Source organism: Streptomyces sp. UF-297 (assembly GCF_058245575.1).
The window spans coordinates 90,002-115,743 of sequence record NZ_JBSIBZ010000012.1 but is presented as its reverse complement, the minus strand read 5'-3'; the positions used below and the strand labels follow the sequence as shown (position 1 = coordinate 115,743).

General features: G+C 69.5%; 22 protein-coding genes and 1 pseudogene. 13 read left to right on the top strand and 10 right to left on the bottom strand.

The genetic code is table 11. The annotated features are described in order from the left end of the window. Positions 1-2: 2 nt before the first annotated feature. From AC4IJH_RS10305 to AC4IJH_RS10290, 4 genes are all read left to right on the top strand, one after another. Complete coding sequence (locus tag AC4IJH_RS10305; RefSeq protein WP_490851284.1) at positions 3-818, top strand: ABC transporter ATP-binding protein; 816 nt, start codon at positions 3-5, stop codon at positions 816-818. Positions 819-826: 8 nt separating this feature from the next. After that, positions 827-2,068 (top strand): ABC transporter permease, encoded by a 1,242-nt coding sequence (locus AC4IJH_RS10300; protein ID WP_490851283.1) that lies wholly within the window; start codon positions 827-829, stop codon positions 2,066-2,068. 216 nt (positions 2,069-2,284) lie between these two features. After that, positions 2,285-6,574 carry a golvesin C-terminal-like domain-containing protein gene (locus AC4IJH_RS10295; RefSeq protein ID WP_490851282.1) on the top strand — a complete coding sequence of 1,430 codons (4,290 nt, stop codon included), beginning with the start codon at positions 2,285-2,287 and terminating at the stop codon, positions 6,572-6,574. 99 nt (positions 6,575-6,673) lie between these two features. Next, complete coding sequence (locus AC4IJH_RS10290; protein ID WP_490851281.1) at positions 6,674-7,093, top strand: hypothetical protein; 420 nt, start codon at positions 6,674-6,676, stop codon at positions 7,091-7,093. Between the two features lie 118 nt (positions 7,094-7,211). On the opposite strand, the pseudogene AC4IJH_RS10285 reads toward AC4IJH_RS10290, so the two are convergent. Further along, positions 7,212-7,490, bottom strand: a pseudogene (locus AC4IJH_RS10285) (ISAzo13 family transposase); the annotation flags it as partial. A gap of 572 nt (positions 7,491-8,062) precedes the next feature. Between AC4IJH_RS10285 and helR the strand changes: the two are divergent. Then, a complete protein-coding gene (gene helR / locus AC4IJH_RS10280) occupies positions 8,063-10,231 on the top strand; it encodes an RNA polymerase recycling motor ATPase HelR (RefSeq protein WP_490851280.1) in 2,169 nt (722 codons plus the stop codon). 509 nt (positions 10,232-10,740) lie between these two features. Here helR and AC4IJH_RS10275 read toward each other — a convergent pair. Continuing rightward, a complete protein-coding gene (locus tag AC4IJH_RS10275; protein WP_490851279.1) occupies positions 10,741-11,280 on the bottom strand; it encodes a GNAT family N-acetyltransferase in 540 nt (179 codons plus the stop codon). A gap of 290 nt (positions 11,281-11,570) precedes the next feature. Beyond that, entirely contained in the window at positions 11,571-11,789 is a 219-nt protein-coding gene (locus AC4IJH_RS10270) for a hypothetical protein (RefSeq protein ID WP_490851278.1), read from the bottom strand. 385 nt (positions 11,790-12,174) lie between these two features. On the opposite strand from AC4IJH_RS10270, the gene AC4IJH_RS10265 reads away from it, so the two are divergent. Together AC4IJH_RS10265 and AC4IJH_RS10260 are read left to right on the top strand one after the other, a co-directional pair. Continuing rightward, entirely contained in the window at positions 12,175-12,648 is a 474-nt protein-coding gene (locus tag AC4IJH_RS10265) for a carboxymuconolactone decarboxylase family protein (RefSeq protein ID WP_490851277.1), read from the top strand. A 157-nt stretch (positions 12,649-12,805) separates the two neighbouring features. Next, the gene (locus AC4IJH_RS10260) at positions 12,806-13,729 is read left to right on the top strand and encodes an RNA polymerase sigma-70 factor (protein WP_490851276.1); all 924 of its coding nucleotides are present in this window, start codon (positions 12,806-12,808) and stop codon (positions 13,727-13,729) included. 298 nt (positions 13,730-14,027) lie between these two features. On the opposite strand, the gene AC4IJH_RS10255 is transcribed toward AC4IJH_RS10260, so the two are convergent. Then, a complete protein-coding gene (locus AC4IJH_RS10255; protein ID WP_490851275.1) occupies positions 14,028-14,777 on the bottom strand; it encodes a dienelactone hydrolase family protein in 750 nt (249 codons plus the stop codon). A 338-nt stretch (positions 14,778-15,115) separates the two neighbouring features. Here AC4IJH_RS10255 and AC4IJH_RS10250 point away from each other — a divergent pair, with 338 nt between their 5' ends. Next, complete coding sequence (locus tag AC4IJH_RS10250; RefSeq protein ID WP_490851274.1) at positions 15,116-15,859, top strand: replication-relaxation family protein; 744 nt, start codon at positions 15,116-15,118, stop codon at positions 15,857-15,859. Between the two features lie 304 nt (positions 15,860-16,163). On the opposite strand, the gene AC4IJH_RS10245 is transcribed toward AC4IJH_RS10250, so the two are convergent. Both AC4IJH_RS10245 and AC4IJH_RS10240 read right to left on the bottom strand, forming a co-directional pair. After that, a complete protein-coding gene (locus tag AC4IJH_RS10245; RefSeq protein WP_490851273.1) occupies positions 16,164-17,711 on the bottom strand; it encodes an InlB B-repeat-containing protein in 1,548 nt (515 codons plus the stop codon). A 382-nt stretch (positions 17,712-18,093) separates the two neighbouring features. Further along, a complete protein-coding gene (locus tag AC4IJH_RS10240) occupies positions 18,094-18,471 on the bottom strand; it encodes a nuclear transport factor 2 family protein (protein WP_490851272.1) in 378 nt (125 codons plus the stop codon). A gap of 156 nt (positions 18,472-18,627) precedes the next feature. Here AC4IJH_RS10240 and AC4IJH_RS10235 point away from each other — a divergent pair, with 156 nt between their 5' ends. Beyond that, complete coding sequence (locus tag AC4IJH_RS10235) at positions 18,628-19,215, top strand: YrhB domain-containing protein (protein WP_490851271.1); 588 nt, start codon at positions 18,628-18,630, stop codon at positions 19,213-19,215. Here AC4IJH_RS10235 and AC4IJH_RS10230 read toward each other — a convergent pair. Then, on the bottom strand, positions 19,202-20,056 hold the full coding sequence (locus tag AC4IJH_RS10230) for an MBL fold metallo-hydrolase (protein WP_490851270.1): 855 nt from the start codon (positions 20,054-20,056) through the stop codon (positions 19,202-19,204). The two genes, AC4IJH_RS10235 and AC4IJH_RS10230, sit on opposite strands and share 14 nt — an antisense overlap. Positions 20,057-20,114: 58 nt before the next feature. Between AC4IJH_RS10230 and AC4IJH_RS10225 the strand changes: the two genes are divergently transcribed. The 3 genes from AC4IJH_RS10225 to AC4IJH_RS10215 all read left to right on the top strand — a co-directional run bounded on the left by AC4IJH_RS10225 (position 20,115) and on the right by AC4IJH_RS10215 (position 23,086). Continuing rightward, complete coding sequence (locus AC4IJH_RS10225) at positions 20,115-20,546, top strand: winged helix-turn-helix transcriptional regulator (protein ID WP_490851269.1); 432 nt, start codon at positions 20,115-20,117, stop codon at positions 20,544-20,546. A 357-nt stretch (positions 20,547-20,903) separates the two neighbouring features. Beyond that, positions 20,904-21,992 (top strand): ferredoxin reductase, encoded by a 1,089-nt coding sequence (locus AC4IJH_RS10220; RefSeq protein WP_490851268.1) that lies wholly within the window; start codon positions 20,904-20,906, stop codon positions 21,990-21,992. 17 nt (positions 21,993-22,009) lie between these two features. Further along, positions 22,010-23,086 carry a fatty acid desaturase family protein gene (locus tag AC4IJH_RS10215; protein ID WP_490851267.1) on the top strand — a complete coding sequence of 359 codons (1,077 nt, stop codon included), beginning with the start codon at positions 22,010-22,012 and terminating at the stop codon, positions 23,084-23,086. A 78-nt stretch (positions 23,087-23,164) separates the two neighbouring features. Here AC4IJH_RS10215 and AC4IJH_RS10210 read toward each other — a convergent pair whose 3' ends face one another. The 3 genes from AC4IJH_RS10210 to AC4IJH_RS10200 all read right to left on the bottom strand — a co-directional run bounded on the left by AC4IJH_RS10210 (position 23,165) and on the right by AC4IJH_RS10200 (position 24,770). Continuing rightward, complete coding sequence (locus AC4IJH_RS10210) at positions 23,165-23,584, bottom strand: hypothetical protein (protein WP_490851266.1); 420 nt, start codon at positions 23,582-23,584, stop codon at positions 23,165-23,167. After that, positions 23,581-24,204 carry a hypothetical protein gene (locus AC4IJH_RS10205; protein ID WP_490851265.1) on the bottom strand — a complete coding sequence of 208 codons (624 nt, stop codon included), beginning with the start codon at positions 24,202-24,204 and terminating at the stop codon, positions 23,581-23,583. The genes AC4IJH_RS10210 and AC4IJH_RS10205 overlap by 4 nt, the downstream gene beginning before the upstream one ends. 395 nt (positions 24,205-24,599) lie before the next feature. After that, complete coding sequence (locus AC4IJH_RS10200; protein ID WP_490851264.1) at positions 24,600-24,770, bottom strand: hydrophobic protein; 171 nt, start codon at positions 24,768-24,770, stop codon at positions 24,600-24,602. A 697-nt stretch (positions 24,771-25,467) separates the two neighbouring features. Here AC4IJH_RS10200 and AC4IJH_RS10195 point away from each other — a divergent pair. After that, positions 25,468-25,737 carry a hypothetical protein gene (locus AC4IJH_RS10195; RefSeq protein WP_490851263.1) on the top strand — a complete coding sequence of 90 codons (270 nt, stop codon included), beginning with the start codon at positions 25,468-25,470 and terminating at the stop codon, positions 25,735-25,737. Positions 25,738-25,742: the final 5 nt, after the last annotated feature.

Sequence of the window (25,742 nt, the reverse complement as noted above, 5' to 3'; positions counted from 1 at the left end):
CGATGTCCGCCTCGGCAGGTGAACGTGCCCCCGCCGTCATCGAGTTCCGCGCGGTCGGGCTGACCTATCCGGGCCCGCCGCCAGTGGCCGCCTTCAAACCCTGCGACCTGTGGATCGGCCGCGGGGAGTATGTGACCGTGATCGGCCCCTCGGGGTCGGGCAAGTCCACGTTCCTCAACGTCGCAGGTCTCCTCGACCTGCCGACCACCGGCCGCTATCTGCTCGACGGCATCGACACCGCGGCCGTCGGCGACGCCGAGCGGACCGCCCTGCGCGGCGAGCGCATTGGCTTTGTCTTCCAGGCCTTCCACCTGCTGCCTCACCGCAGCGCCCGCGAGAACGTGGAGCTGGCCCTCCTGTATCGGCGCACCCCACGCCGGCAGCGCAGGGCGCGGGCCGAGGAGGCGCTACGCCGGGTCGGTCTGGCCCACCGTATGGACGCACTGCCCACACGGCTGTCGGGGGGCGAGCGCCAGCGTGTGGCCATCGCCCGTGCGCTGGCCTGTGACCCCTCGCTGCTGTTGTGCGACGAGCCGACCGGCAATCTGGACTCCGACACCGCCGCCTCGATCCTCGCCCTGCTCGACGAATTGCATCGCGAGGGCATGACCATCGTGATGATCACGCATGACGCCCAGGTCGCCGCGCGCGGTCGGCGCACCGTGGCGATCCGCGACGGCGCCCTCGCTCCTGTCCGTACAGACGACGACGCCACCCCCGCCCCTGCTGCCGGTACGGACCACCACACCCCGCACGGCACCGCCGCGGGGTACCCCACTGCCCGGCCCCTTGGCCGCCTGACCGAGTCGGCCCGATGATGCACCGGATGCGCCGACGGGCGAAGGCCCGCACAGTGCCCCGCACCACCCTGCCGCCGCGCGATCTGATCGCCGAGGCGCTGGCCGGTGTGCTGCAGCGCCCGGCGCGCTCGGTGCTCACCGCCCTGGGCACCGTGCTCGGTGTCGGATCCTTCATCGCCGTCCTCGGTCTGACCGGCACCGCCGCCTCCCAGATCGACGCGCGCTTCAACGAGCTCACCGCAACCGAGGTGAGCGTGGAGGACACCGGCGGCCAGGACGCGGACCGGGTGCCCCTCGCCTTCCCCGAGGACGCCGACGCGAGGGTCGAGCGGCTCAACGGCGCCACCGCGGCGGGGGTTTACTGGAAGGTCCGCCTGGAGGACGGGCAGGGCGTACGGTCCGCACCGGCCGGTGCCGCCCATGGCGACGGCACCTCCTCGCAGGTCGTGGCCGCCTCGCCCGGGGTGCTGCGCGCCGCGGGGCCCGAGGTGGCCCAGGGCCGTACATTCGACGCCTTTCACGAGCGCCACCGCGAGCGGGTGGCGGTCATCGGCTCGGCGACCGCCAACCGGCTCGGCATCACGACCCTCACCACACGGCCCGCGGTCTTCGTGGGCGATGTTCCCTTCACCGTCATCGGCATCCTCAAGGACGTGGACCGCAAGCCCGATCTGCTGCTGTCTGTGGTCGTGCCGCGTGCCACCGCACAGCAGATCTGGGGCCCGCCGGACGACGGCCGCGCCAAGATGCTGATCGCCACGCGGCTCGGGGCCGCCGCGCAGATCGCCGACCAGGCGCCGGTGGCACTGCGGGCGGAACACCCCGAGTACTTCCGGGCCGTCGCTCCCCCCGACCCGCAGTCCCTGCGCTCCGCCGTGGGCGAGGACCTCGGCCGCCTCTTCCTGCTGCTGGCGGGGGTGTGCCTGGTCATCGGCACCGTAGGCATCGCCAACACCACCCTGGTCGCGGTCATGGAACGTACCGGCGAGATCGGGCTGCGCCGCGCCCTGGGAGCCAGGGGGCGGCACATCACTGCACAATTTCTCGCCGAATCCACTGCGCTGGGCCTCTTCGGCGGCCTGGTCGGCGCCTCGCTGGGCACCCTCACGGTCGTCTGTGTAGCCGCCGTACGCCAATGGACCGCCACCATCGACCCGCTGGCCGTGGCAGCCGCCCCCGTACTGGGACTGGTCACCGGACTGCTGGCCGGCCTCTACCCCGCCTGGCGGGCCTCGCGCATCCCACCCGCGGAGGCGCTGCGCCGCTGACCTTCCGGCCGCCCGGCCGCCGAGGCCCGCCCTCCACCTCCTGCCCCAGGACACCTCGTTGCCCCCGCCACACCCCCGCACCTTGTGGCGCAGGCCCAGGCAGGCGAGCCGCCGTGCCCGCTGTCTGTGCTGCCCACGCCCGCCTCCCGGACGGACCGCACCCCCGTACGAGCACCACGCGGCGCCCTTTCTGCCGCGTACGAACTAGGAACTTTCGTGAGACACCGATTCAGAAAACTGCGCGTCCCGCTCGCCGCGACGGCGGCCGCCGCAGTGCTCACCTCCCTGACCCCGTCACTGGCCTGGGCCGATCGCGCGCCCGCCGCCGACGACCCGGCCACCTCCCGCCCGGCAAACCGCCCCTCGGCAGTGGCACACGCCGAGCGAGACAAGGTGCTGGGCGCCGACTGGCACCGCTCCGCGGACCGCGCCTGGACCACCAGCGGCGATGCACAGGGCTTCCACCTGCTGGTCGCCGACCAGAAGGACGCCTACGCCTGGCGGACCGCCGCGACGCTTCGCGAGCCCGGATTCGACGCCGATATGTGGATCGGCAACGCGTGCGTGACCGGTTCCGGCAAGCGGGCCGTGGTCGCCTACGCACCGCGGACCTTCACCAACAGCCCCGAACTGATGGCGCGCGGCGCGTTCACAGCCGTCGTCGACCTGGACTCCGGCGCGGTGACCAAGCTGGAGCGTCAGGCGTCGCTGGCCTACTTCAGCCCCGGCTGCGGTACGGGCGAGACTGCGGTGATCACCCAGACCGGCGGCGAGACGAAGAACGCCACCCGGCTGGTCACCGTCGATGCCGCGGCCGGGAAACTGACCGCCCCCGTCGAACTGGCCGGCCAGGTCACCTCCGCCGTACCGGTGGGCCAGGACATCGTGGCCGCCGACGGCGCCCGCCTGGTCAGGATCGACAAGTCCGGCGAGCGCAAGCCCATCGCCCGTACCGGACAGGTGCCCTTCCAGCTCAAGCCGGACGCCGAGGGCGGCGTGGTCTACCTGGACCGCCCCGCCACGCAGCGCTCCGCTGCCGAGGCCACCGGCGAGGCCAAGCGCGTCAGCCGGCAGGACATCAGCCGGGCAGGCGCGGGCAGCGCCAAGCCGCCGGTCCTCGCCCGCGGCCCGCTGGTCAAGATGGACCTGTCCAGCAGCGCCGGCGGCCGGGTGTTCATCACCGGCCAAACCCAGCCCGGCGGCTCGCTGCCCGGCACGGTCCAGCGTCGCACCGACGTCCCCAAGGAATCCAGGGCCTCCACTCAGGGAGAGGCCCTGGTCACCAGCACGGAGTGGGCCGACGCCAAGGACCCGCGCAGCGCCACACCGGCGGCCGCCCGCCCGGCCAACGTCGAGGTCAAGGTCCTCGATACCGGCGAGCAGGCCGACTTCACGGTCGTGCCCGATGAGAACCGCGCGCAGCAGGGCGCCAAGCCCTCGCCCGCACTGACCGCCGGCAGCGGCTCCGGCAAGCCGGGCAACACGGCCGTAGCACGCGCCGCGTCCTCCGCCACGGACACCGCGGAGGACCAGCGCTACTGCTCCGTGCCGCGCAACAACCCGGGCAAGCAGGCCATGCAGCCCAAGCCGCGCCAGGTGGAGTGGGCTGTCGACCAGGCCATCACCAACAACCTGAACAAGCACATCTCGCGCCCGGCGAACTGGAAGAACCTCGGCATGGGCTCCTACCAGCCCCAGTCGCTGTTCCCGCTGAAGGCGCTGGAGGGCGGCGGCCGGATCCCGGCGCAGGTGATGCTCGGCATCACCGCCCAGGAGTCCAACATGTGGCAGGCCTCCCGTGTGGTCGTCCCCGGTGTCACCGGTAACCCGCTGATCGGCAATTTCTACGGCACCAAGTACTCCGCCGACGGCAAGCAGAACGACCCGTGGGCCATCAACTGGTCCGAGGCCGACTGCGGCTACGGCATCACCCAGGTCACCGACGGCATGCGCCTGAAGGGCAAGGAGAAGAACAAGGCCGACGCCGCCCTCAGCCCACTGCAGCAGGAAGCCGTCGCGCTGGACTACACCGCCAACATCGCGGCCGGCGTCAACATCCTCGCCGAAAAGTGGAACGTCACCCGCAAGGACGGCCTGAAGGTCAACAACGGTGACCCCAAGTGGATGGAGAACTGGTTCTTCGCCCTGTGGGCCTACAACTCCGGTTACTACCCCAAGTCCGACGCCGGCAAGAACGGCGGCAAGTGGGGCGTGGGCTACACCAACAACCCCGCCAACCCGCTGTGGAAGGCCAACCGCCTGCCCTTCCTGGAGAACGCGCTCGGCGGTGACCACTACAAGGACGCCGCATCACCACAGCACTGGCCCTACCAGGAGAAGGTCCTGGGCTGGGCCGCTCGCCCGCTGGAGTCCCTGGAGTCCCCGGGCAAGATGGTCCACGGCTTCCGCGCCGCTTGGTGGAACAGCCCCCAGGCGCGCACCAAGGTCAAACCGCCCGAGGACCTGTTCTGCACCGACGCCAACGAGTGCAACCCCAGCCTGATCAAGGACGGCGACAAGAACGAACCGGGGCAGGGCGCCTGCAACCGCGCGGACCTCAAGTGCTGGTGGAACCAGCCGGTCGAGTGGAAGGACTGCTCCAAGGCCCAGTGCGGCAACGAACTGCTGCGCTTCAACGACACCTACAAGGAAGAGGCCGACGGCACCGCCTACCCGCCCAACTGCACCACCGACGGACTCCCCGGCAACGCCCTGGTCGTCGACGACGTCCCTGACGGCACCGCAAGCCCCCGGCCGGGCTGCTCCCAGCCCAAGAAGAACAGCGGGACCTTCCGCCTCGGCTTCGCCACCGACTCCGCAAAGATCGACTTCCAACAGCTCGGGGCCGGGTACGGCGGCCACTTCTGGTTCGCCCACACCCGCAAGAACGACGCAGCCGGGCAGCGGATGAAGGTCACCGGCACCTGGAACTTCTCTCAGAAGGTCACCGGCCCGGCCAAGGTCCTGGTCCATCTGCCCGACCACGGCGCCCACACCAAGTTCGCCAAGTACGAGATCGAGACCGCCAAGGGCAAGCGCACCAAGGTCATCGACCAGAAGAACCAGGGCGGCAGCGGCAAGAACCGCTGGGTCTCCCTCGGCGCCTTCCTCTTCGACGGCACCCCGAAGGTGACGCTCTCCAGCATCACCCCGGACGGCACCGGTGACCAGGACATCGCCTACGACGCCGTCGCCATCGCCCCGATCAAGGGCAAGTACGCCGAGCACAGCATCGAGGCGGTCGCCCTCTTCGACGAGAACCAGAACATCGACGGCGACACCGCCAGTTCCTGGATCGTCGACTCGCCCTTCGAAACCCGTCAGAAGGTCTACGACTGGGGCCACGGGCTCGCCTCCAGCGCGGCCGGTGTGAAGGAGTGCTCCGGCGCCGCCAATGGCCCCACCTGCCTGGGCAAGGCGTCCAAGCAGGCCATGCAGCGCTGGAAGGACCAGATCGTCCAGGCCGGCACGGACCCCGTCAAACATCCCGACGGCAACAGCCTGGCCCGCTGGATCGGCTTCGCCAACAGCTACCAGGACCGGCCCACCAGCGCCGCCAAGCCCTCGCGCTTCGACACCGACGACGAGGCGTACAAAATCCGTTCCAAGGCGGTCGTCTCGTTCGTCACCGCCGACGACGGAAAGATCATCGAGGGAAGCGAGGGCGTCAACTACGACCACCGCACCGGCAATACGCATCTGCCGCGCTACCTGATGGAGACCTTCGACGCACTCCACAAGGACTACGGCATCGCGCCGCCGGACCTCACCTACACCACCCAGGACCTCAACGCGCACAACGGGCAGAAGACCACAGCCCGTCCCAATCAGACGGGCGTCCTTCCCGGCCGTGCCTATGCCTTCGCCGGCAAGGCACCCGCTCTGACGGACGAGAACAGCTGCGTGGCCGCGCTCTACACCTCCGGTGGCTCGATCGGCTACCGGCCAATGCTCGGTGCCAAGTCCGCCTCCAAGGCCATGGACGACTGGCAAAAGCGGGTCTACGACAACAAGAAGGTCCCGCACGCGATGGTCAAGGTCGCCACCGAGACCTTCAAGGCGCTGTTCAACACCGGCGGTGCGCTCTCACCCCTCACCGGCTCGATCTTCACCCAGGCGCCCCCGATCTGGCAGGAGCTGAACTTCAAGGTCTGCACCGACGGCTCCGTGAAGAAGAACAGCAACCGCCCGCTGCTGCGGTACAGCCACATGCCCGACCAGTACCTCTACCACAACGGTCAGGCCATGGATCTGGAAGGCCATCGCAGCAATTCGAAGGAGCCGGTCAACAAGGGCGACTTCGAGCGGTTCAGCCGCGCTCCGGACCCGAACGAGAACTTCCCCCTGTGGGGTAACCCCTTCGGTTCGTGCGGCGCCGCCACCGACAAGAGCGGAAATCCGTGGGGCATCACCTCGATGCCTCCCTCCGATGCTGGCACCAACCCGTCCAAGGCGCATTTCTGCCTGGACAAGAACCTCAAGAGCGACCCCGAGTACAGCAGCTGACCTGCTGTGACTGAGCCGCCTGCCCGCTCCCGCAGTGGGCAGGCGGCTTCTTCCCGAATCCCCTCCCGTAGTATTCACTGCGTCCCAGGAGAAGAGCAGATGCTGAGCCTTATCGCACTGACCGCCGTCGCCGGTCTTTTCGCGGCCGTGTGGGCCGACGGCCCTGTCCGGCGCCTGGGCGGCACGATCGCCATCGTGGCACTGTCCTGCCTCGCCCTCATGCTGGTTCTCGGCCCGCTAGTCGCGTTCCTCGCCATCAGCGCGATCGGCGTCGTCCTGGCGGCTCTCCCGCCTTTCCCGCACGCTGCCCGGACGGCACGCCGCGTGTGGCTGGCCGCTGTCTTCCTTGCGGAAACTGCCCTCATCATCGGTTTCAGTGCCACCCAACTCGACATGATCGCCCTTTATCTACTCCTCTTCGGCCCCGGTTCCCTTGTCGCAGCCACCCGTCTCACTCTTGAAATGCACAGCGCTCGGACAAGGACCACGAACGGCCCGCCGATGGGGAATCAGGAATAGAGCTCGCGGACCTGCACTCGCACCGGCGGCCAATGTGGCCGGCCGCCCCATGGCGTCAAAGATGGACGCCCACCACAAAACCAAAATCAGACACTGTATACGGGTTCGCAGAGCGGCAACATGCTGATGTGGCCTTCGTCGGGCTGCTGTCCGCAAAGAACGCGGCCACGTCAGCGGGTGTGCGGAACCTGGCTACCGAGCAGGGAAGCGTGTAGCCGTGCTCGGCCAGGAAGAGCTGGACTTGGTGAATGTCCCTGGTAAAGGTGCTGCCGTTGACGCCGGAGAGCTGCGCCAGCAGGTCTCGAGTGGCAATCTTGCGCAGACAAGACACGGCAGCCAGGGCCCTGTCGGCGGTGGTCAGCTTCGACTCAGGGCGGTGCAGGCGTGCGGAACAGCGTCGGCGGCGAGGAGATGGACGCCATGGCGGACGGTATCCGCACGTCACCGCCTCCGAACAGAGCACGCCGCGCCTGATCACACGTAATGCCCTTCGCTCTCCACCTGGCCATGTGGGACCCGCCGACCTGCAGACATTCCAGAGGTATGCGGTTGCGGCTGCGTATTGCTCACAACCCAGTGAGGTCTACCGAGAGAGCAGCTCTTGGCCGTGTGCCATGAACAGATCAGAGCGATGGACTGAGGACTGCGGCTACACCACGCGGAGGGCTTGCCTGTTCGCAGTCAGCGATCGAGGCAAGAGGAAACACTCACTCCTTGCCACTCTTAATTTATAGCGCACAGGGGGACTTGCGGCAAGGCCCCGGTCGTACCGCAGAATCGCAGGCCAAAGCCAGAACCTGCGGGAATGGGAGATTCACTAAGTGCGTGTGCTGTTGTCGGTTTATGGGTCGTGCGGCGATATCGAGCCGGTGAGGGGACTCGCGCGGCCGTCGCGGGTGCTGGGCACCGGGCTGCGGGCGTGCGCGACGCCGGACCTCGCGGACACGACCTCGGATCGGAGCTGATGACGTGAATACCCTGACCACCAGTGCGTTCGACCTTCCCGACCGCCTCTCCCCCAAGGCCGACCCGGCGCTGATCGCCGGCGACGAGAAGCACTTCGCGGCGATCGCGGAGAGCCTCCAGCAGGCGATCTCCGAACTGTCCGACCGTCTCGACGCCACGCTCAAGGCGCCCGGCGGCACCGGCCGGGACGCCATGGACCGGGACGCGGAGATCCACCGGCTCACCGGCCGTCTGCGCGCCCTGCGCCGCTTCGGCCTGGACCTGTGCCTGGGGCACGTCGTCAGCGCGGACAGCCCCGAGCCCGTGTACATCGGGCGGCTCGGCCTCACCGACAGCGAGGGGCGCCGACTGCTGCTCGACTGGCGCTCCCCCGCGGCCGAGCCGTTCTTCGCGGCGACCCACGCCAACCCGATGGGTCTGGCGAGCCGCCGCAGGTACCGCTGGACCCGTGGCCGTATCAGCGACTACTGGGACGAGGTGTTCACCGCCGACGGGCTGGAACGGCACGCCGCGCTCGACGACCAGTCCGCCTTCATCGCCAGCCTGGGCAGCAACCGCTCGGACCGGATGCGCGACGTGCTCGCCACGATCCAGACCGACCAGGACGCCATCATCCGGGCAGGCTCCCGCGGCACCCTCGTCGTCGACGGCGGTCCGGGTACGGGCAAGACCGTCGTCGCCCTGCACCGCTCCGCCTACCTCCTCTACTCCGACCCCCGCCTCGGCCACCGTCGCGGCGGCGTGCTGTTCGTCGGTCCCCACCAGCCCTACCTCAACTACGTCGCCGACGTCCTGCCCAGCCTCGGAGAGGAAGGCGTACAGACCTGTACGCTGCGCGACCTCGTCGCCGAGGGGCCCGCAGCGCCGGTCGAGGCCGACCCGGACGTGGCCCGCCTGAAGTCGTCCGCGGACATGGTGAAGGCGATCGAGAAGGCCGTCAGCATCTACGAAGAGCCGCCCGCCAAGGGGATGACGGTCTCGACCGACTGGGCCGACGTCTGGCTGAGCGCGGACGACTGGGCCGAGGCGTTCGACGCACCCGGACCAGGTACCCCGCACAACGAAGCGCGCGAGCAGATCTGGGAGGAACTGGTCACGATCCTGCTGGACAAGGTCGACGACGACGTACCGCCCGACCTGTTCCAACGGTCGCTGCGGCACGACGAAGAGCTGGTCACCACGCTCAACCGCGCGTGGCCGCTGATCGAAGCGACCGACCTCGTATCAGACCTGTGGTCGGTACCCGCCTACCTGCGGCTGTGCGCTCCCTGGCTCAGCCGCGACGAGATCCGCACGCTGCAGCGCGAGGACGCCCAGGCCTGGACGGTCTCCGACCTGCCGCTCCTGGACGCGGCACGCCAGCGGCTCGGCGACCCGGAGACGGCACGGCGCCAGCGCCGGCACCAGGCCATCCTCGCCGCCCAGCGCGAGCACATGACGCAGGTCGTCGACAACCTGATCCAGGCCGCGGCCGACTCCGGCGCCGACGGTGACGACGGCGAAGGCCTGGTGACGATGCTGCGCGGCCAGGACGCCCAGGTCAGCCTGGTCGACGAGTCCGAACTGCCGCCCACCGACCCGGACCTGCTCGCCGGCCCATTCGCGCACATCGTCGTGGACGAGGCCCAGGAACTGACCGACGCGGAGTGGCAGATGCTGCTGCTGCGCTGTCCGTCCCGCAGCTTCACCATCGTCGGGGACCGCGCCCAGGCCAGGCACGGGTTCACCGAGTCGTGGCAGGAACGGCTGGAGCGGGTCGGGCTCGACCGGATCGACGTGGCCTCGCTGAGCATCAACTACCGTACGCCGGAAGAGGTCATGACGGAGGCCGAGCCGGCCATCCGGGCCGCGCTCCCGGACGCCAATGTGCCCACGTCCATCCGCAGCAACGGCATCCCCGTCGTGCACGGCGCTGTTACGGATCTGGACTCGATCCTCGACACCTGGCTCGCCGCGCACGACGACGGGATCGCCTGCGTCATCGGCGATCCCACGTTCCAAGCGACCTCCCGCGTCCGGTCGCTGACCCCGGAGCTGTCGAAGGGGCTCGAGTTCGACCTGGTCGTCCTCGTCGACCCGGAGGACTTCGGCGAGGGCGTCGAAGGGGCGGTCGACCGCTATGTCGCGATGACCCGGGCGACCCAGCAACTCGTCATCCTCACGAGCTCCTGACGACGGCCGGGTGAGGTGATCGCCGCCCGCCGCTCCTGAGGGGCGGCGGGCGGCGGCGATCCCGGTGACCGACCAGACGGTGATCGCCTCAACCGGCTTACGGGAAAGGGCTCTGCGGGTCTCGACAGGCCAAGGCGCCGGCCGCTCCGGAGAGGGCCGTTCTGCCGCCCGCCCTCCAGCGGGACACTGAACGCTGCCTGTCCCCCTGCTGACGCTCGGGCTCGCCGAGCGCCAGCACACAGCAGCCCGCGCAGCGGCCCGATCCCGACGGCCGCAGCCGCCCCGGCCCAGCCAGCTCACCACTCACCCCCACCCACCCACGGCGACCACCAGCGCAGGAAGGCGGCGAACGGAGGGATGTCGGCATTCTCCGCCGTCCCTACCATCCGCCCCGACCTGCGGTTTCATCGGCGAGTGACGGAGCGTGAGGGAACCCGTAGGGCGCACTGTACGGCGCACCGTTGGGGACACATGGGAAGGGGGTTGGACACCGAGGGCGCGGCCGTCAGTCACAGGCCGTGCGGCGCGTGGTGTTCCCAAGTCAGCAGCAGGTAGCGGCATTCCTTCCCCTTGACTTCCTCGGGCGCATCGTCCGCCGGCACGAAGCCCGCGGCCTCGGCGACGGCGACACTGGGCGCGTTGCCCGGCTCGATCTGGAGCACCAACCGCTTCAGTCCCAGGGCCTGGTGGGCATGCTGGGTCAGCAACTGCACCGCCCGTAAGGCCAGATGCCGTCCCCGGTAAGCGGCACCCACCGCGTAGCCCATGGTGCCCCGGGACAGATTCAGCAGCACCTCGCCGAGCGGCTGCTCTCCGTCCGCCGTAATCGCCAGATGCAGGCGCTCCCCCGCAGCACGGCTGAGGCGGATCATCTCCAAGTACGCCTCAGCGGCGGCCTGATCGAACGGCGAGGCCAGCGGCGTATGGTGAGCGATCTCGGGCTCGTCGAACAACTCCACCATGGCGGAAAGATCAGCCTCCGACCACTCCCGCAGCTCCAGCCCCCGGCCGCTCAAGCGCACCGGTACGTCCGGCAGCACCACGTACACCTCCGATCCCGTCGCCAACGAGGTGCGGCCATTGTGCCTCCGCGCCGCCGCGTCGGCCGGCTGCGCAAGCCCCACCGCATCGGCGCGGTGGGCGCAGCGAGCGTCACGACGTCGGATGCATGGGCTGCTGTCCGTGGTTGGGAAATTCCCGGTGTGCACCGCCGGAGGTGGCCGCGCGCAGTAGCCGGCCGCCTGGGCAGGTCGCCGCATACAGCGTCGGAGGAAGCGTCACCGCTGGTCGGGATGCCGGGCCGCCAAGGCATCCCAATCAGTAATCCCCGTGGACGTCATCAGATGGGCAGTTGGTAAATCACGCACGAACTGCAGCCCTTGTGCTGGGACATCGCGATACCCGACAGCGACACGGTCGCCGTCTTGGAGGCATGCTCCCAACTTGACCAGCCACCGGCCCAAAGAACCCTGACCCAGGCATCGCCCTTGCAGGATCCGCCGCCGCGCTTGGTGGTGTGCGCCTCATTCCAGAAGATCAGTGCCTCGTCTCGCCGCACCACGAATCTCCACCCACCGCGGCGCCGGCCGCCACAACGTGATGCCACGCGGGAGTTCGTGGGATGCCCCAGCCGCCTACCAGCCCGTATGCCTGCTCCACTGCATCGTGGCCGGGACGCGGGGACATCGCATCCGAGGCCTGCCCCTCGCTCTGCGCCGACAGGCCCCGTACCGCAAACACCACGCACCGCTGCCACTTGGGCCACAGAGGAACGGGGCCAGGGCTCCCGGCAGGAGTCGCGTCGCCTCTCCCGGATGCTGGAGCGCTTCGTCGACTGCAGCGTCAGCGACGGGGAGACGCAGGTCACATTCACCCATGTCACAGGGGGTCGGGCTACCCCGTCTCAGGGGGTGTAGCCACTGACGAGCACGGAGGAAGACACCATGGACGCGCGACTGAACTACTTCGCCAGCCCGACCGCCAGCAAGGTCATCAAGCACTTCATAGCGATGGGCAAGGTGGTCAAGGAATCGCCGCTGCCGACCTCGACGCAGGAGCTGGTGGCACTGCGGGTGAGCCAGATCAACGGCTGCGCGGTCTGCATCGACATGCACACCAAGGAGGCTGCCGCTGCCGGCGAGACCTCGGTACGGCTGAACCTGGTGGCGGCGTGGCGGGAGGCCACCGTCTTCACCGACGCCGAGCGTGCCGCGCTGGAGCTGGCGGAGGAGGGGACCCGGATCGCGGATGCGGCAGGCGGGGTCAGCGACGAGGTGTGGGCGAATGCCGCCGAGCACTACGACGAGGAGCAGCTCACCGCCCTGGCGCTCACGATCTCCCTCATGAACACGGCGAACCGGCTGAACGTCATCGCCCAGCAGCCGGCCGGCGACTACGAGGTCGGACAGTTCCACTGAGATGCGGCAGCAACGGGCTCGGGGTCCGGTTGCGGGCCCCGAGCCCCGGGTTCAGAGGCGTTACTCTGGCCCGCCGGTTATCCGGATGATCACTCGAAGGTGCCTGCGCCGTTGCGTACGGCCAGGTGGGATGGCTTCAGGGGGAAGGGAATTCGGCGTGAACAAGGTCGAGGAGTTCGAGGAGCTGCGGCCGCTGCTGTTCTCGATCGCCTATCGGATTCTGGGCAGTGTGGGCGAGGCCGAGGACGCGGTGCAGGAGACGTGGCTGCGCTTTGACGGCTCGGCAACCCGGCCCACGTCGGCCAAGGCCTTTCTGTCGGCCGTGGTGACGCGGATCTCGATCGATGTGCTGCGTTCCGCGCGGGTGCGGCGGGAGGAGTACGTGGGCCCGTGGTTTCCCGAGCCGCTGCTGAGCGATCCGTACGAGGATCCGGCGCGGTCGGTGGAGCTGGCCGACTCGGTGTCGATGGCGGCGCTGCTGCTGCTTGAGCGGCTCAGCCCGCTGGAGCGGGCGGTGTTCGTACTGCGGGAGGTGTTCGGCTTCGGGTTCGACGAGGTTGCCGAGGCGGTGGGACGTACGGAGTCGGCGTGCCGGCAGCTGCTGGTACGCGCGCGGCGCCATATGGAGGCCGGGCGGCCGCGGTTCGCAGCGGACCGTCAGGAGCGGCAGGAGCTGGCGACGCGGTTCTTCGACGCGCTCAAGGACGGCGATGTGGGCGGGTTGCAGAGTCTGCTGGCCGCCGATGTGCAGTTGGTCGGGGACGGCGGCGGCAAGGCCCCGCAGTTCGCCAAGGCCGTCATGGGCGCGGAGAACGTGGCCCGGGTGCTGGGCACGTTCCTCCCCTTGCTGAGCCGGATCGACGTGTCCGTCGAACCGCACGAGGTGAACGGCCAGCCCGGCGCGATCTTCCGCGACCGGGACGGCAAGGTCCTGCAGACCCTGGCCCTCGACGTGCTCGACGGGCAGATCCAGACCGTCCGCACAGTGCTCAACCCCGACAAGCTCAGCCACCTCGGGCCGGTCGCCGACGCCTGGGCCCTCAAGCGCGAGGTACAGCAGGTCCGTCGGCAGACGAACTGACCTCGCCTGCGGTACGGGCCGCCTCGTTGACCGGAGGCGGCCCGCGACGGCGGGCTCGTCGGGACGGTGTGCGGTCCCGCACCTACCGATCGGATGTGCCGGCGGTCGCCACAGGGCAGCGGCGAGCGCCCCTCCCCCGCGACCGTGATGCGGAGATGCTGCGCGAGCACGACGAACAGGCGCGGCGGCAGCGAGCGCAAGACCACGATCACCAGGCCCCTACCGCTACTTCACCGCTGGCGCGCGAGCCGAGCACACCGAAGCCGTGTACGTCACGTGTGGTTTCCGAGCCTAATCCTCAGCTGGCGCCCAGGGTGCATTCGAGGAGGGGCAGCAGGCGGTCCCAGTGGCGCTGCAGTGCGGAGGGGTCGAAGGCGTCGGTGTCGGACATGGTGAAGCCGTGGATGGCGCCGGGGTAGACCTCGGTGGTGTAGCCGACACCTGCGGCGTCCAGCGCATGGTTGAGCTCGCTGAGGGCTTCGGGCGTCAAGTCGCCCTCGGCGAGGCCGAGATGGACTTGGGCGGTGAGCTTGGGGATGTCGCGGTGCGGGCTGTCGGGCGCGTCGGTGACCAGGAAGCCGGGGTGGAATCCGGCGACGGCGGCCACCTGGTCGGGGTGGGCCGTTGCGGTACGCATCGCCAAGGCGGCGCCCATGCAGTAGCCGATCGCGGCGACCGGTCCGGCGCTGACCTCGGGCTGGGTGGTGAGGAACCGGAGGTAGGCGTCGGCGTCGCGCAGGACACGTTCGGTGGTGTGCGCCTCGATCAAGGGCATCAGCTGGGCGAAGATCGCGGGCCGGGCCGCTTCTCCGATGTGCTCGGGAAGTTCGATCACCGGTGCCGGGCCATGCCGGTAGTAGAAGTTGGGGACGAGTACGTAGTACCCGTGCTCGGCCAGTTCGCGGGCCTTGTCCTCCAGCTCGGGCCGCACGCCGAAGGCGTCCGGGTACAGCAGCACCCCCGGGTGCCGCTCGTCGCTGTCGGGGAAGGCGGCGAAGGCGTCGGCCTGGCCGTCCGTGGTGGGTATCTGCAGCGTCTTGGTGGGCATGGCGAAGCTTCCTTCCTCTTCGTACTCGATCGCCAAAGCGGGTCAGAAGTCATCCAACACGGTGGCACCGTCGCACTCGGACCCGCCCCATGGTGGGGCCATGGTCCGGGAAGGGGGCTTCGCCCGGTGCCCTTCAGACGCGTGGGAAGCTGATGACAAGTCCTTACCAAGTGCTTGGTAACCGGAGGTTCGCGCTTGTGCCCACTTCGAGACCGCATCGAGGGAACGCTGGTAACGCTCCCGGTAAGAGGGGTGAGTGAGGTGGTGAACACCGACGCCCCACGTCGCTGCCACCCGTGCCGACCCCTCCGCCGGCGCGCCCGTACGAGGAGCACGCCATGCCCCAACCCGCCGCCGCGTCAGCCCTGCCGCCCGTGCGCGAGCAGATCCTCACGCTGACGCTGACCGGCCCCGCCTGCACCCTGGTCGGCAGCTGGCCGCCCTTCCGTCACCGGCGTCCCCGGCGCCCCACCACGATGGGTCCGCGCAGCCCGCACACAATGGCAGTAAACCGGGCAGCGCTGACGTTCCTCGACGACGCCCACATGCGTGGTGATGAATTCGCTCCGCTGGACTGGACACCGGAAGTCGCTCACGCGATCCGCGACGGGGCCGCTGACGGAGAACGGGTACTGATCGCGGACGCCCTCATGCGCTACACCCGCACCCACCCCGCCCGCTCCCTGCTGCGGGCCTTCATCGAGGTCGACCGGGCCACCGAGTCCAGCGAGACGCTGGCCACCAAACTGATCGCCTACGCCCGGTTCCACAGCGCTACCGCAGTGGCCTCCCAGCGGCGAGGAGTACCGACGGTCCAGGGCAATCTGGCGCCGTGGCAGCGCAGTTACCCCGTCTACCCTCGCGTCCTGATCATCCTGACCGGCGCCGGACCCCGCTCCCTGGGACGGCGAGTGGCCGACCTGCAGGCCATGGTGCGCCGGCACCCCCTGGTCGGCCGGTTCGCCACCCAAGTGCCCCTCGGTGCCGCCGTTCTGGAGGAGTTGGAGGAGTACGGGGCATCGGCTTCCGTGTGGGCACCGCTGGACGGGCGCACTGACGGCTGCAGTTGGATGGACCTGTGAGGCGCTCCCCTGCCTTCGCGGGCCCAGGGAGGAGGTTCCGCCGCTGACGACTGCTCTTCCCGCGGCCGGGACCACCACGATGCCGACCCCCACAGAGGCAAGATGCCGTACGGCGTTGCCCATCCAGCCACAGTCAGGGTTCCTGCACCCGAACGCGGCTTGGGATTCCCGGCTTCTGGGCGTGCTCAAACCACAGGTCGAGCAGCGCTGGGACGTTCCGGGTGCCACGACGGTGCCGTTGCTGCGCAGCCGCGCCCGCATCAGCGTTGTGCGCTGAGCGGGCGGCGGCTGCCGGGGCCTGGCGTTACGACGTCCGGGCGGCCGAGCGGAACGGCCAGAACGGCACCCGGGCGAAGCGCGCTTCCAGGCGGTGATTTCCGTCCATCGTCACCGAGAGCCAGGGTGAGTCGGTGTTCAGCGGCTTGCCGTTCAGGTACCAGCCGGTCAGGCGGTAGCCGCGGGCTGCGGTGGCGGCGACCGTCACCTGGGTTCCCTCGTCGAAGGGGCCCTGACGGTCCGCCTCCACCGAACCCGCGCTCTGCGGGACGGCCGTCAGCCCCAGTACGTACTGGCGCGGCGCGTAGCGCGGAGTGCGGTAGCCGGCCACGATCGGTACGGACCGGCGCAGTTCCGTCACGTTGTTGCTCTGCTCGGATCCGAGCGGCTGGCCGTACCAGGTGTGGCCGGGGTTCGAGTACTGGTTGACCGCGCGGCACTCCTGCGGGTCGCAGGCCGAGGAGTACGCCATGAGGGTGTGGAAGCGGCGGTTGGGAGTGACCCAGCCGGTGCGCCCGGCGGGGACCATGCTGTCGGGGGCGCCCTGGTCGCGCAGCGTGCGGCGGTCGTGCCACAGACCGAGGTTGTGGCCCAGTTCGTGGCCCCAGTTGTACCACCAGGAGACCGACTCGATGTCGGTGACGGAGTAGGCGTACTCGTCCGTCGAAGCGTTCGCGCCCTGCATCGGCAGGCTGCCCTGCCCCGTGCTCTTGCCCGGCGGGATGCCGTTGAACAGCGCCACCAGGTCGGCCTGGTACTGCTCGCGCAGCCGGTGCGCGGGGGCGCCGAGCTCGGGATCGCGCGGATTCTCCAGCTTTCCGTGCACTTCACTGGAGATCTCGGGGCCGCGGTAGGGCACGGCGAAGATGTCCCGGATACGGACCCGGCCCGGCACCCCGCTGTCGTCCAGGGCCTGGTTCATCATCGCCTCGGCCTTGGCGATCTGTGCCTCCACGGCCTCCTGCGAGCCCATCTTGCGCAGCGCGCCCGGGGTGTATCCCGCGACGACATCGATGACGGGTGCGGTGGAGTCGTTCCGCCGCTGTACCGAGCGCGGGGTGGGGGAATCCGGATCGTGGGGCGGTCTGCCGGTGTCGGCGTCGTTGTGCCGCGGCTCCGGCACCAGGGTCGGGTCCAGCTCTTCGACGATCGCCTTGTCCGGGTGCCCGGGCACGGACCGGATGGTGATCACCTTCTCGCGCAGCTCCGCCTGCCCGGAGATCCCGAACTTGCCGCCCTTCTCGCACACACCGCTCACCGCGAGCGTCACCCGGTGCTCCGGGATCTTCTCGTCCTGCCCGGACCACGCCAGCGCGCCGTCCGCGGTGCGCGACAGATGCCGCTGTACGGCTTCGAGCTTCACGTCGTCGAACCAGCGGAACGTGTGCCGCCTGGCCTCACCGTCCGGAATGTCGGCGCACAGCCAGGCGTAGTCGGCCCGGCTCACGTCGATCGTGCGGCTGCGCAGCACCCACGGCTGCCCGGGTCCGGGATCGGCGGCACTGACGGAGACAGGGGCAGGCGCACCTGCGAGGAACACCGCGGCGATCGCGGTGCCGAGAGCGAGACGGCGCATGGGAGGGGCCCTTCTTGGCAGTTGGTCGGGTTGCTCGCGGCCGGTCTTGGCCGGGAGCGATGCGGGCCTGCGGGCCTCGGCGGAGCGCCCGCGGCATACGGGCCTGATCCGAGCGCCCGTTACGCTCACCTAGCCACGACCGCCCGCCCCGGCTGTCGAGTGACGCGCCGAAACGCGGCCGAGCCGGGCCGCTGTCCCCAGGTTGGACCAGCCGATTGGACCAACCGGGGCGAGCACCAGCCGCTGCACGACAGCACCGCCAGCCGCAGGATGCTCTGACATCTGCGCCTTCCCCCGCGCCAGACCACTCAGGCCCGCGGCGGCTCCACCTCCCCCGGCCAACTCGAAATCGGGGTCCGGGCGGGAAACCTGACCGGCCTCCTCAGGAATCGTGAACAACGGTTCCCTGGTGGTAGAGGACCGTCCATCTGTCGGCGTTCTGCTGCCAGATCGTTGCCCGTCGTGTTTTCCGTCCGTTGTGGACCAGGGTGTACGTCAGCAGATAGACGCCCACAGCCAGTTCCCGACAATGGAAGTCGGATGTTTCCCATTCCTCGACCGGCGGAGACTGATAGCGCTCCTCCAGGACATCAAGGACATACGCGCGGCTGTAGCGCTGCCCCGACGCACCTGTCTCCCAGAAATCCGGTGCTGTCATGGCCTCGAAGTCGGCCCTGGTCGTTCCGAACTCTGGCCGGTGGAAAAGAGGTTCCCTGCGGACCAGCTCGTCGAGAACACCACGCAGTCGCTCGTCGGTCACAGAGTTGGGTTCCATCTTCAAGACCTAGCGCCAACACACCCCACCCGGTATCCCAATTGGCGCGCTGCTCAAGGTGTGGCGACCCGCTCGCCCCCTGACGGCCAAGCGGACCGAAAAGCGCAGGCCGTGCAAAGAGCGGCCACGTACGGTGGCTGCGTGATATCGCTTTTGTGGGCAGTCGAAGTGGTGCAGCGGTACCTGCGTGACGAGTCGGCCGAACTGGGTCAACCGCCGATGGTGATCATCAGAGTGGAGCGGCACAGCCTGGGGTGGCTGGTCGTCTGTCAGTCACCGAAGTATGCGCGGACGCGGGACCCCAAAGACGCCTGGATAGGTCACGGACCGTTTCTCGTCGATGCGCTGGACGGCAGTCTGCACATGGTGCACCGCCAGTTCTGCAGTGACGACCTGGAGTGGGAGGACCAGTACCGGGAGAAGATCCGGGGCGAGGTGCCACCACGCGAGCTGGACGTCGAAGTACGGCGCCTTCTGGACCTGGGACGCCGATTCGACGCGTTCAAGGCAGTACGTCATGCCAGCAGTGCCGGCCTGAGCCCGGCCGACGCCCTGCGCTACGTCGAGGCAATCGGCGCCGGGCTCGAAGTGCCGGATGACCTGGTGGCGCAACTGCCGCAGCCGGACAGGCGGTACCTGGCCATCCACACCTACAGCGGGCCGAACCCCGAACCGCCTGCACCGGCAGGGCAGGCTCGCCGTGAACCTGGGCTGCTCACCGGCTCCTGAGGACGAGGCGGGCCAGCTCCCAAGGGTCGTGTGCGCTGAAGATCGTGACCTCGTGTGCGTGGTTGCTGCGGAGGGCGCGCAGTCGGTCGCGGGTCGTGAGGCGGGCGGTGGCGTCGGTCTGTGCGCCCTGCTGGATCGGATCGAGAACGGGGTGGGACTGGGGTGGGGTGTGTTCCACCTCGGCGTGGTGGAAGTAGGCGTCGCCCGTGTGCAGCAGCCACCTTCCGTCGCTGTCGCGTACCGCGACGCCCGTGTGCCCCGCGGAGTGGCCGGGCAGCGGCACCAGCAACAGCTCGCACTCCAGGCCCTGTGGGCGTGCCACGTCCGGGAAGCCGAACCACCGTATGTGCGCGTCCACGCGTGCGGGTGTCAGCAGCGGGCCGTGCGCCCGGTGGGCCGGCATGAAGCGGTCGAGGCTGTGCCGGTGGTGCGGGGCTGCGGGGTCGGTGACGGCCCGGTATTCCTCGGGGTGGACGTGTACCCGTGCGTGGGGGAAGTCCGGCAGTCCTCCCGTGTGGTCGCGGTGCAGGTGGGTGAGCAAGATGTGCCGTACGTCCTGCGGCGTGTACCCGAGGCGGACGACCTGCCGCAGCGCGCTCTCCGCGGGGTCCAGCGAGGGCTGGGCGTAGGCGACCCAGTCCGCACCCAGTGTCTTTTCGGGGTGCTGCCGGTCGGCGCTGCCCAGGCCGGTATCGACCAGGATCAGCCCGTCCGAGGCTGTCTCGATCAGCAGGCAGTGGCAGACGGCGGCCAATTCACGGTTCGTGGCGCCTGTCGTGAGGTGTTCGCCGAGCGGTGGAATCTTGCGGAGAGAACCGCAGTTGAGGTGGTGGATGCGCATCAGGCCCCCTGAAGGAGAACGGGCGGGTCATTCGCGACGGACGTTAGAAGGAGCTTTCGTGACTCACCAAACGGTTGGCCACGCATATCCCGGTGACCGCGAGGGCCCGCTGGCCGACTGCCCGGAAAGCGCTCTCGTTCCGCCGGATCGCGAACCGCGCTGTCCCGTCGACATCACCCTGGCCGCATTGGGAGGCCGGTGGACCCCGCTGGTACTCCGGGAATTCCTGCGCCGCGGTCAGGCCACGTACTCCGAACTGTCCGCCGCCCTGCCGGCCCTCTCGGACAAGGTCCTCTCCGACCGGCTGGCCCAGTTGGCCGGCGCGGGCGTCATCGAGCGCCACCGCACTCCCGGCTGGCCCCCGCGGGTGCGCTACGCCCTGACCGCGCGGGGCCGGGCGCTGGAGCCAGTGGCGCGCAGCTTGTGGGAGTGGGGCGCGGCGCAGCGGGAGGCCCATGGCGAATCGGCGGAGCTGTTGAATCGGCTCTGACGCTCAGTGATCGCCAGTAATCGGTTGGCTCCCCCGGCAACTGGCCGCGGTCATCGCGGCGACTGCTCGACGAGCTGATCAGTTGGCTCGCGAGACGGCCTCGTCATGCGGTGGCCGGGCGTCGTGGGAGTGGCACTGGCTTCCGGTCATTTCCCTGTGGTCTGTCCCCGGCATGTCTTCGCAGACCACCGTGCTGTGCGAAGGCGCGCTCGCCAGACGCCGCAGACCGCGTGTGGCGGGATGCGCCTCCTGGGCGCGCGTCCGTTCACACGGTCGTGGTTACGTTGCCTGCGCCGGGCCCGGGACGACTCGACGTACGCAGCACCCGTCGTGCTGCGCGACGAGAGGAATCCGCGTATGCCTGAGTTACCGGCCCTGGCGAGCAGGCTGCTGCACGTGGCCTCCTGGCTGACCAGCCCACTCACCCCTGACGACTATCTCGGATTGATCGATCCCTTGCTCGGCGCCCGCTTCCCAGTAGGGCGGGTGACAGGGGTGTGGCCGCAGACTCCGGACGCTGTCACGCTCGCGCTCCGGCCCGGCCGGGGCTGGTCGGGGCACCGTCCTGGGCAGTACCTCCCGGTCGGCGTCGAGATGGACGGCGTATGGCAGTGGCGCACGTATTCCCTCACCTCGGTGCCGGGCCGAAAGGACGGGCTCCTGACGATCACCGTCAAGGTCGCGCCCGACGGCAGGGTGTCTCCGCGGCTGGCCCGCCGGACTCCACCGGGCACGGTGCTTCGACTCGGCCCCGCGCAGGGCGAGTTCGTCCTTCCGGACCGCCTCCCGTCCCGCATCCTGCTGGTGACCGCCGGCAGCGGTATCACCCCGGTCATGGGCATGCTCCGTACGCTCATGAGCCGTCGGCCCCCGCACCCTGATGTTGTGCTGGTGCACAGCGCGCCCTGCGCCCGGGAGAGCATCTTCGGTTCCGAACTGCACACGGCCCGGCGGCAGTTGGCCTGGCTGGACTATGTCGAGCACCACACTCGGCCGCACGGCAGGCTCGCCCCGCACGATCTGGCCCGGCTCTGCCCCGACTGGCCGGAGCGGGAGACCTGGGCCTGCGGCCCGGCCGCCCTGCTCGACGCGGTGGAGTGCCACTGGGGCCGGGCGGGGCTCGGCGAGCGGCTCCATGTGGAGCGTTTCCAGCTGGACCCGGTCCTGCCGCCGGATCACGATGCCGCTTCCGGTGGCCGGGTGCTGTTCACCCGTACCGGCAGCGAGGTCACCGCGGACGCGGCCACCCCGCTTCTCGTCGTCGGCGAGTCGGCGGGGGTGGTGATGCCGTACGGGTGCCGGCGCGGGATCTGCTTCGGCTGCCTCACCCCGCTGACGTACGGCCGCGTGCGCGACCTGCGTACCGGCGAAGTCCACGACCGGGCCGGCCAGATGATCCAGACCTGCGTCTCGGCGGCGGCCGGACCGCTGGCCCTCGACGCCTAGCCACCAAGGAGTCCCTCGTGACCGTGACCCCTCCCGCTTCCAATGAAGCGGCCCTCGGTAAGGATGTCAGCGAGGAGCTCGGTGCGGAGCTCGACCGGATCCGCTCCGAGATCATCGCCGCACGCGGTGCCGACGACGCCCGCTATATCCGTACGGTGATCGCCGCCCAGCGCGGCCTGGAGGCGGGAGGGCGGGCGGCTCTGGCCGTCTCGCTGTTCCCGCCTGCCTGGGCGGCGGGTACGGCGATGCTCTCCGTAGCCAAGATTCTGGAGAACATGGAGCTGGGCCACAACATCCTGCACGGCCAGTGGGACTGGATGGGCGACCCGGCGATCCACTCGGCCACCTGGGAGTGGGATTTCCTCACGCCCGCCGAGGCGTGGAAGCACACCCACAACCACCTGCATCACACCTGGACCAATGTCGTCGACCGCGACCGGGACCTTGGATACGTCGTCTTCCGGATGAGCGGCGACCAGCGCTGGCGTCCGCGCCATCTCGCCCAGCCGCTCTACAACTTCGTGCTCGCCCCGCTCTTCGAGTGGGGCATCGCGCTCTACGACCTGGAGCCCGATGCCGTCGCCGCCGGCCGCAAACCGTGGCGTTCCCTCATGGCCGACCTGACCGGGTTCCTCACCAAGGCCACCCGCCAGCTCGCCAAGGACTATCTGCTCTTCCCGCTGCTCGCGGGGCCCTCCGCCCTGCCGTGCCTGCTGGGCAACCTCACCGCCAACACCGTACGCAACCTGTGGTCGCACACCATCATCTTCTGCGGCCACTTCCCCGGCGACGTACAGACCTTCACCGAGGAGCACATCGAGGGCGAGACGCGCGGGCAGTGGTATCTGCGGCAGATCCAGGGCTCGGCCAACATCGAGGGCGGCCCGCTCTTCCACGTCCTCAGCGGAAACCTGGGCCACCAGATCGAGCACCACGCCTTCCCCGACCTGCCCAGCAACCGCTACGCCGAGATCGCCCCGCGCGTGCGGGAACTCTGCGAGAAGTACGGCATCCCGTACGTCACCGGCCCGTTGTGGCGGCAGTACGGCTCCACCTGGGGACGCATCCTGCGCTTCGCCGTGCCGGCCGTCTGAACTGCCGGCACGGCGTTGACCGGATCAGACCTCGCGGACGACGGCCCCGGCGACGGCAGCTGCGCTGACCGGCAGGCGCTACATGCGCAGCAGCCGTTCCGTGGTCTCCCGGTATTGGCGCAGCGCGAGCCGCAGTTCCTCTGTCTGCGCCTCGGTGTCCTGGCCCTGCCAGCCCGCGCGCAGGACGCGGCGCCGCTGCGCGAGGGTGTCGGTCAGCTGGGTAGCGGCTTCGTCGAAGACGGCGGCGGCCTCTTCCACTGCCTGGCGCGGGCTCTCGACGAAGGTGTTGAGGGCCTGCTGGAGCCGTACGGTGAGCTTGTCCCGTTCGCCCTGCTCCAGCAAGGCCGGCCCCGGCGTGCGGGCGGGGTCATCGGCGCCGGTGGCCTGGCCCCGCGGTGCGCGAGCGGACTCGGTGCGAGGCTCCTGCGAGGCGTGCTGCTCGGCGGGATTCGGGCTCCCGGCCCGGGGCTGTTGTGCGCGTTCCTGGTCGTACATCATCCTGTTCCGTTTCCCTTCGTATGACGTCGGCTCAGTGCCCACGGTGCGTGGCCGCGGCCGTCGGGGGACTGCGGACTGCGCCGGTCGGAGTCGGCCGGTTGCTCGGTGGCCAGGGCCTCGAAGAGGCTGCGGGCTTCGATCATGGCCTCCCGCATTTCCTCGGTGCCGCTGTGGCTCCGGGCCGCTGTGTGCAGGCTGCGGTAGCCGTGGACGTGGTGGGCGTGATGGACGGAGAGCGCGGCAATCTGCTCCTCGAACTGCTCACCGTCGGGAAAGCCCCGGTCCCTGGCCAGGCGCGAGAGCAGCGCATCGGCCTCGATGACGGCCTTCTGCGGTGACTCGACGAACTGCTCTTCAGCGGCTGCCCATTGAGCCTCATAGTGCTCGCGGGCTTCGGACGACAGCGGCTGCTCCTTGAGGGAGCCGTGTCGCTTCACCCGCTCGGAGAGCTCCCGGTCCGCGCCCTTGGTGTCGCCGTCGTGACGGGTGACCGCGCGGTCGTACTCGGGGCCGAACCGGCGCTTCAGGCCGCGCCCGCCACCGCCCCGGATGCGGCCGCGTCCGAGGTAGAGGGCGACTGCCGCCATGACGATCACAGCGATGATTACGACGGTGACCATGGCTGCCCTCGTTGGTTCTTGATCCGTTGGCCGCTCTGCTGCATGTCCATCAGTCCCTTTCGGCTCGCTCGGTGTTGAAGCCGGCCGGTTGGTGCCTACGCTTCGTGGCACCAACCGGGGCGTTCGTGGTCAGCGCCGGAAAGCGCTCTTGGCCTTGTCGCCGGACTGCTTCAGGCCTCCAAAGATCCGGTCGGCCCCGCCCTGCCTCTGCAGCCGCCTGTTGCGGGTGGCCCTGCCGAAGCGTTCCGTGATCCGGCCCGTCAGAGCCTGTGTCCTGTGCCTGATCGTTCGTCCCACGCTCATGGCTGTCCTCTGCTCGTCCGCTGGATGGGCTCCCGCGCCTGGCTGCCGTACGAGCCGCCATTTGCGCGGGCAGGACCGGGCGCTGGGGTGGATCAGCCGTGGCTGCGGCCGAACCGGCGCCTGCCGCCGCCGCGCCTGCGCATCACGAAGCCGACGAGCCAGAGGACCAGAAGTGCAGCCGCGACGTACCACAGGATCTGCATGGTGAAGCCGAACCCGAAGATCACCAGGATCAGCAGAAGGAGAAGAATCCACATGAGCATGGCCGGGCCTCCAGATCGCGGGGAGTTCCTGGTTTCCGCGGGGTCCGGGCGAAGCGGGCAGGTGGAATGCTGCCGAATGATCCGGAGCGGCATGGCCCTACGCCGTGCTGCCAGTCAACGCCTGGCGACTTCCCTTGTCAACGCCCCTTGGGCGCTGAGGGGTTGGGCGAGCGCAGTCGGAACCGCCGGAGTGTCCGGAGTCTCGACCGGAGCTTCGTCCTGCTCGGCCGGTGGCAGGACTCGGTCCTCCCACCAGGACAGGGCCATGACGGTGGCGAGCAGGACGAAGGGGGTCGAGGCCGGAACGATCAGCGCGTACATGCGTACCGCCTGTGGTCAATGCGTGCGACGCGGCGGGCGGCGGATCGGTGCCCGCATGGAGCGCATCGGGGCTCTGCCGGGACAGCAATGCGGCTTGGTGCGAGAGCGGCCACGCTCATGACGCGGAGGGTTCCAGCAGCGATGCGCACGGCGCGCCCCCAGGGGCGCGGCGACCATTCAGCGCTGCCGGGGACCGGGGCGGCACGGCGCACGCTAGCCCTCGCCGCAATTCCTGACCAGATGTCCAGTAGCCATTTACGCCGGGCAGTACGCGATGACCTCGCAAGGTATCCGCAACCTTTGGGCAGGACTACGCTGTTCGGTGAGGCCCCAGTCCCCGGCAGCGCTGCTCCGTTCCGCACCGGGGAGGCCCGCCGTGTTCATCCTTCTTCTCACCCTCATCGTGGTCCTGTTCGCCCTCGGCTTCCTCAGCCCTCTGTGGTGGGCGGCCGCGGCCGTGTTGGTCTTCGCGCTCTTCCGCTACGGCCGAGGCGCAGCCGGGGGCCAGGGCCGTGGGAACGATTCCGGCTACGGGGAGTACCGGGAGTACCGGGATCGCCAGGACCGTTGGGATCGCTGGTATCGGCGCGAGCGCCGGGGCCGTTGGCACCGGCAGGACCGTCAGCACGACCATGAGCGCAAGTGACCGGC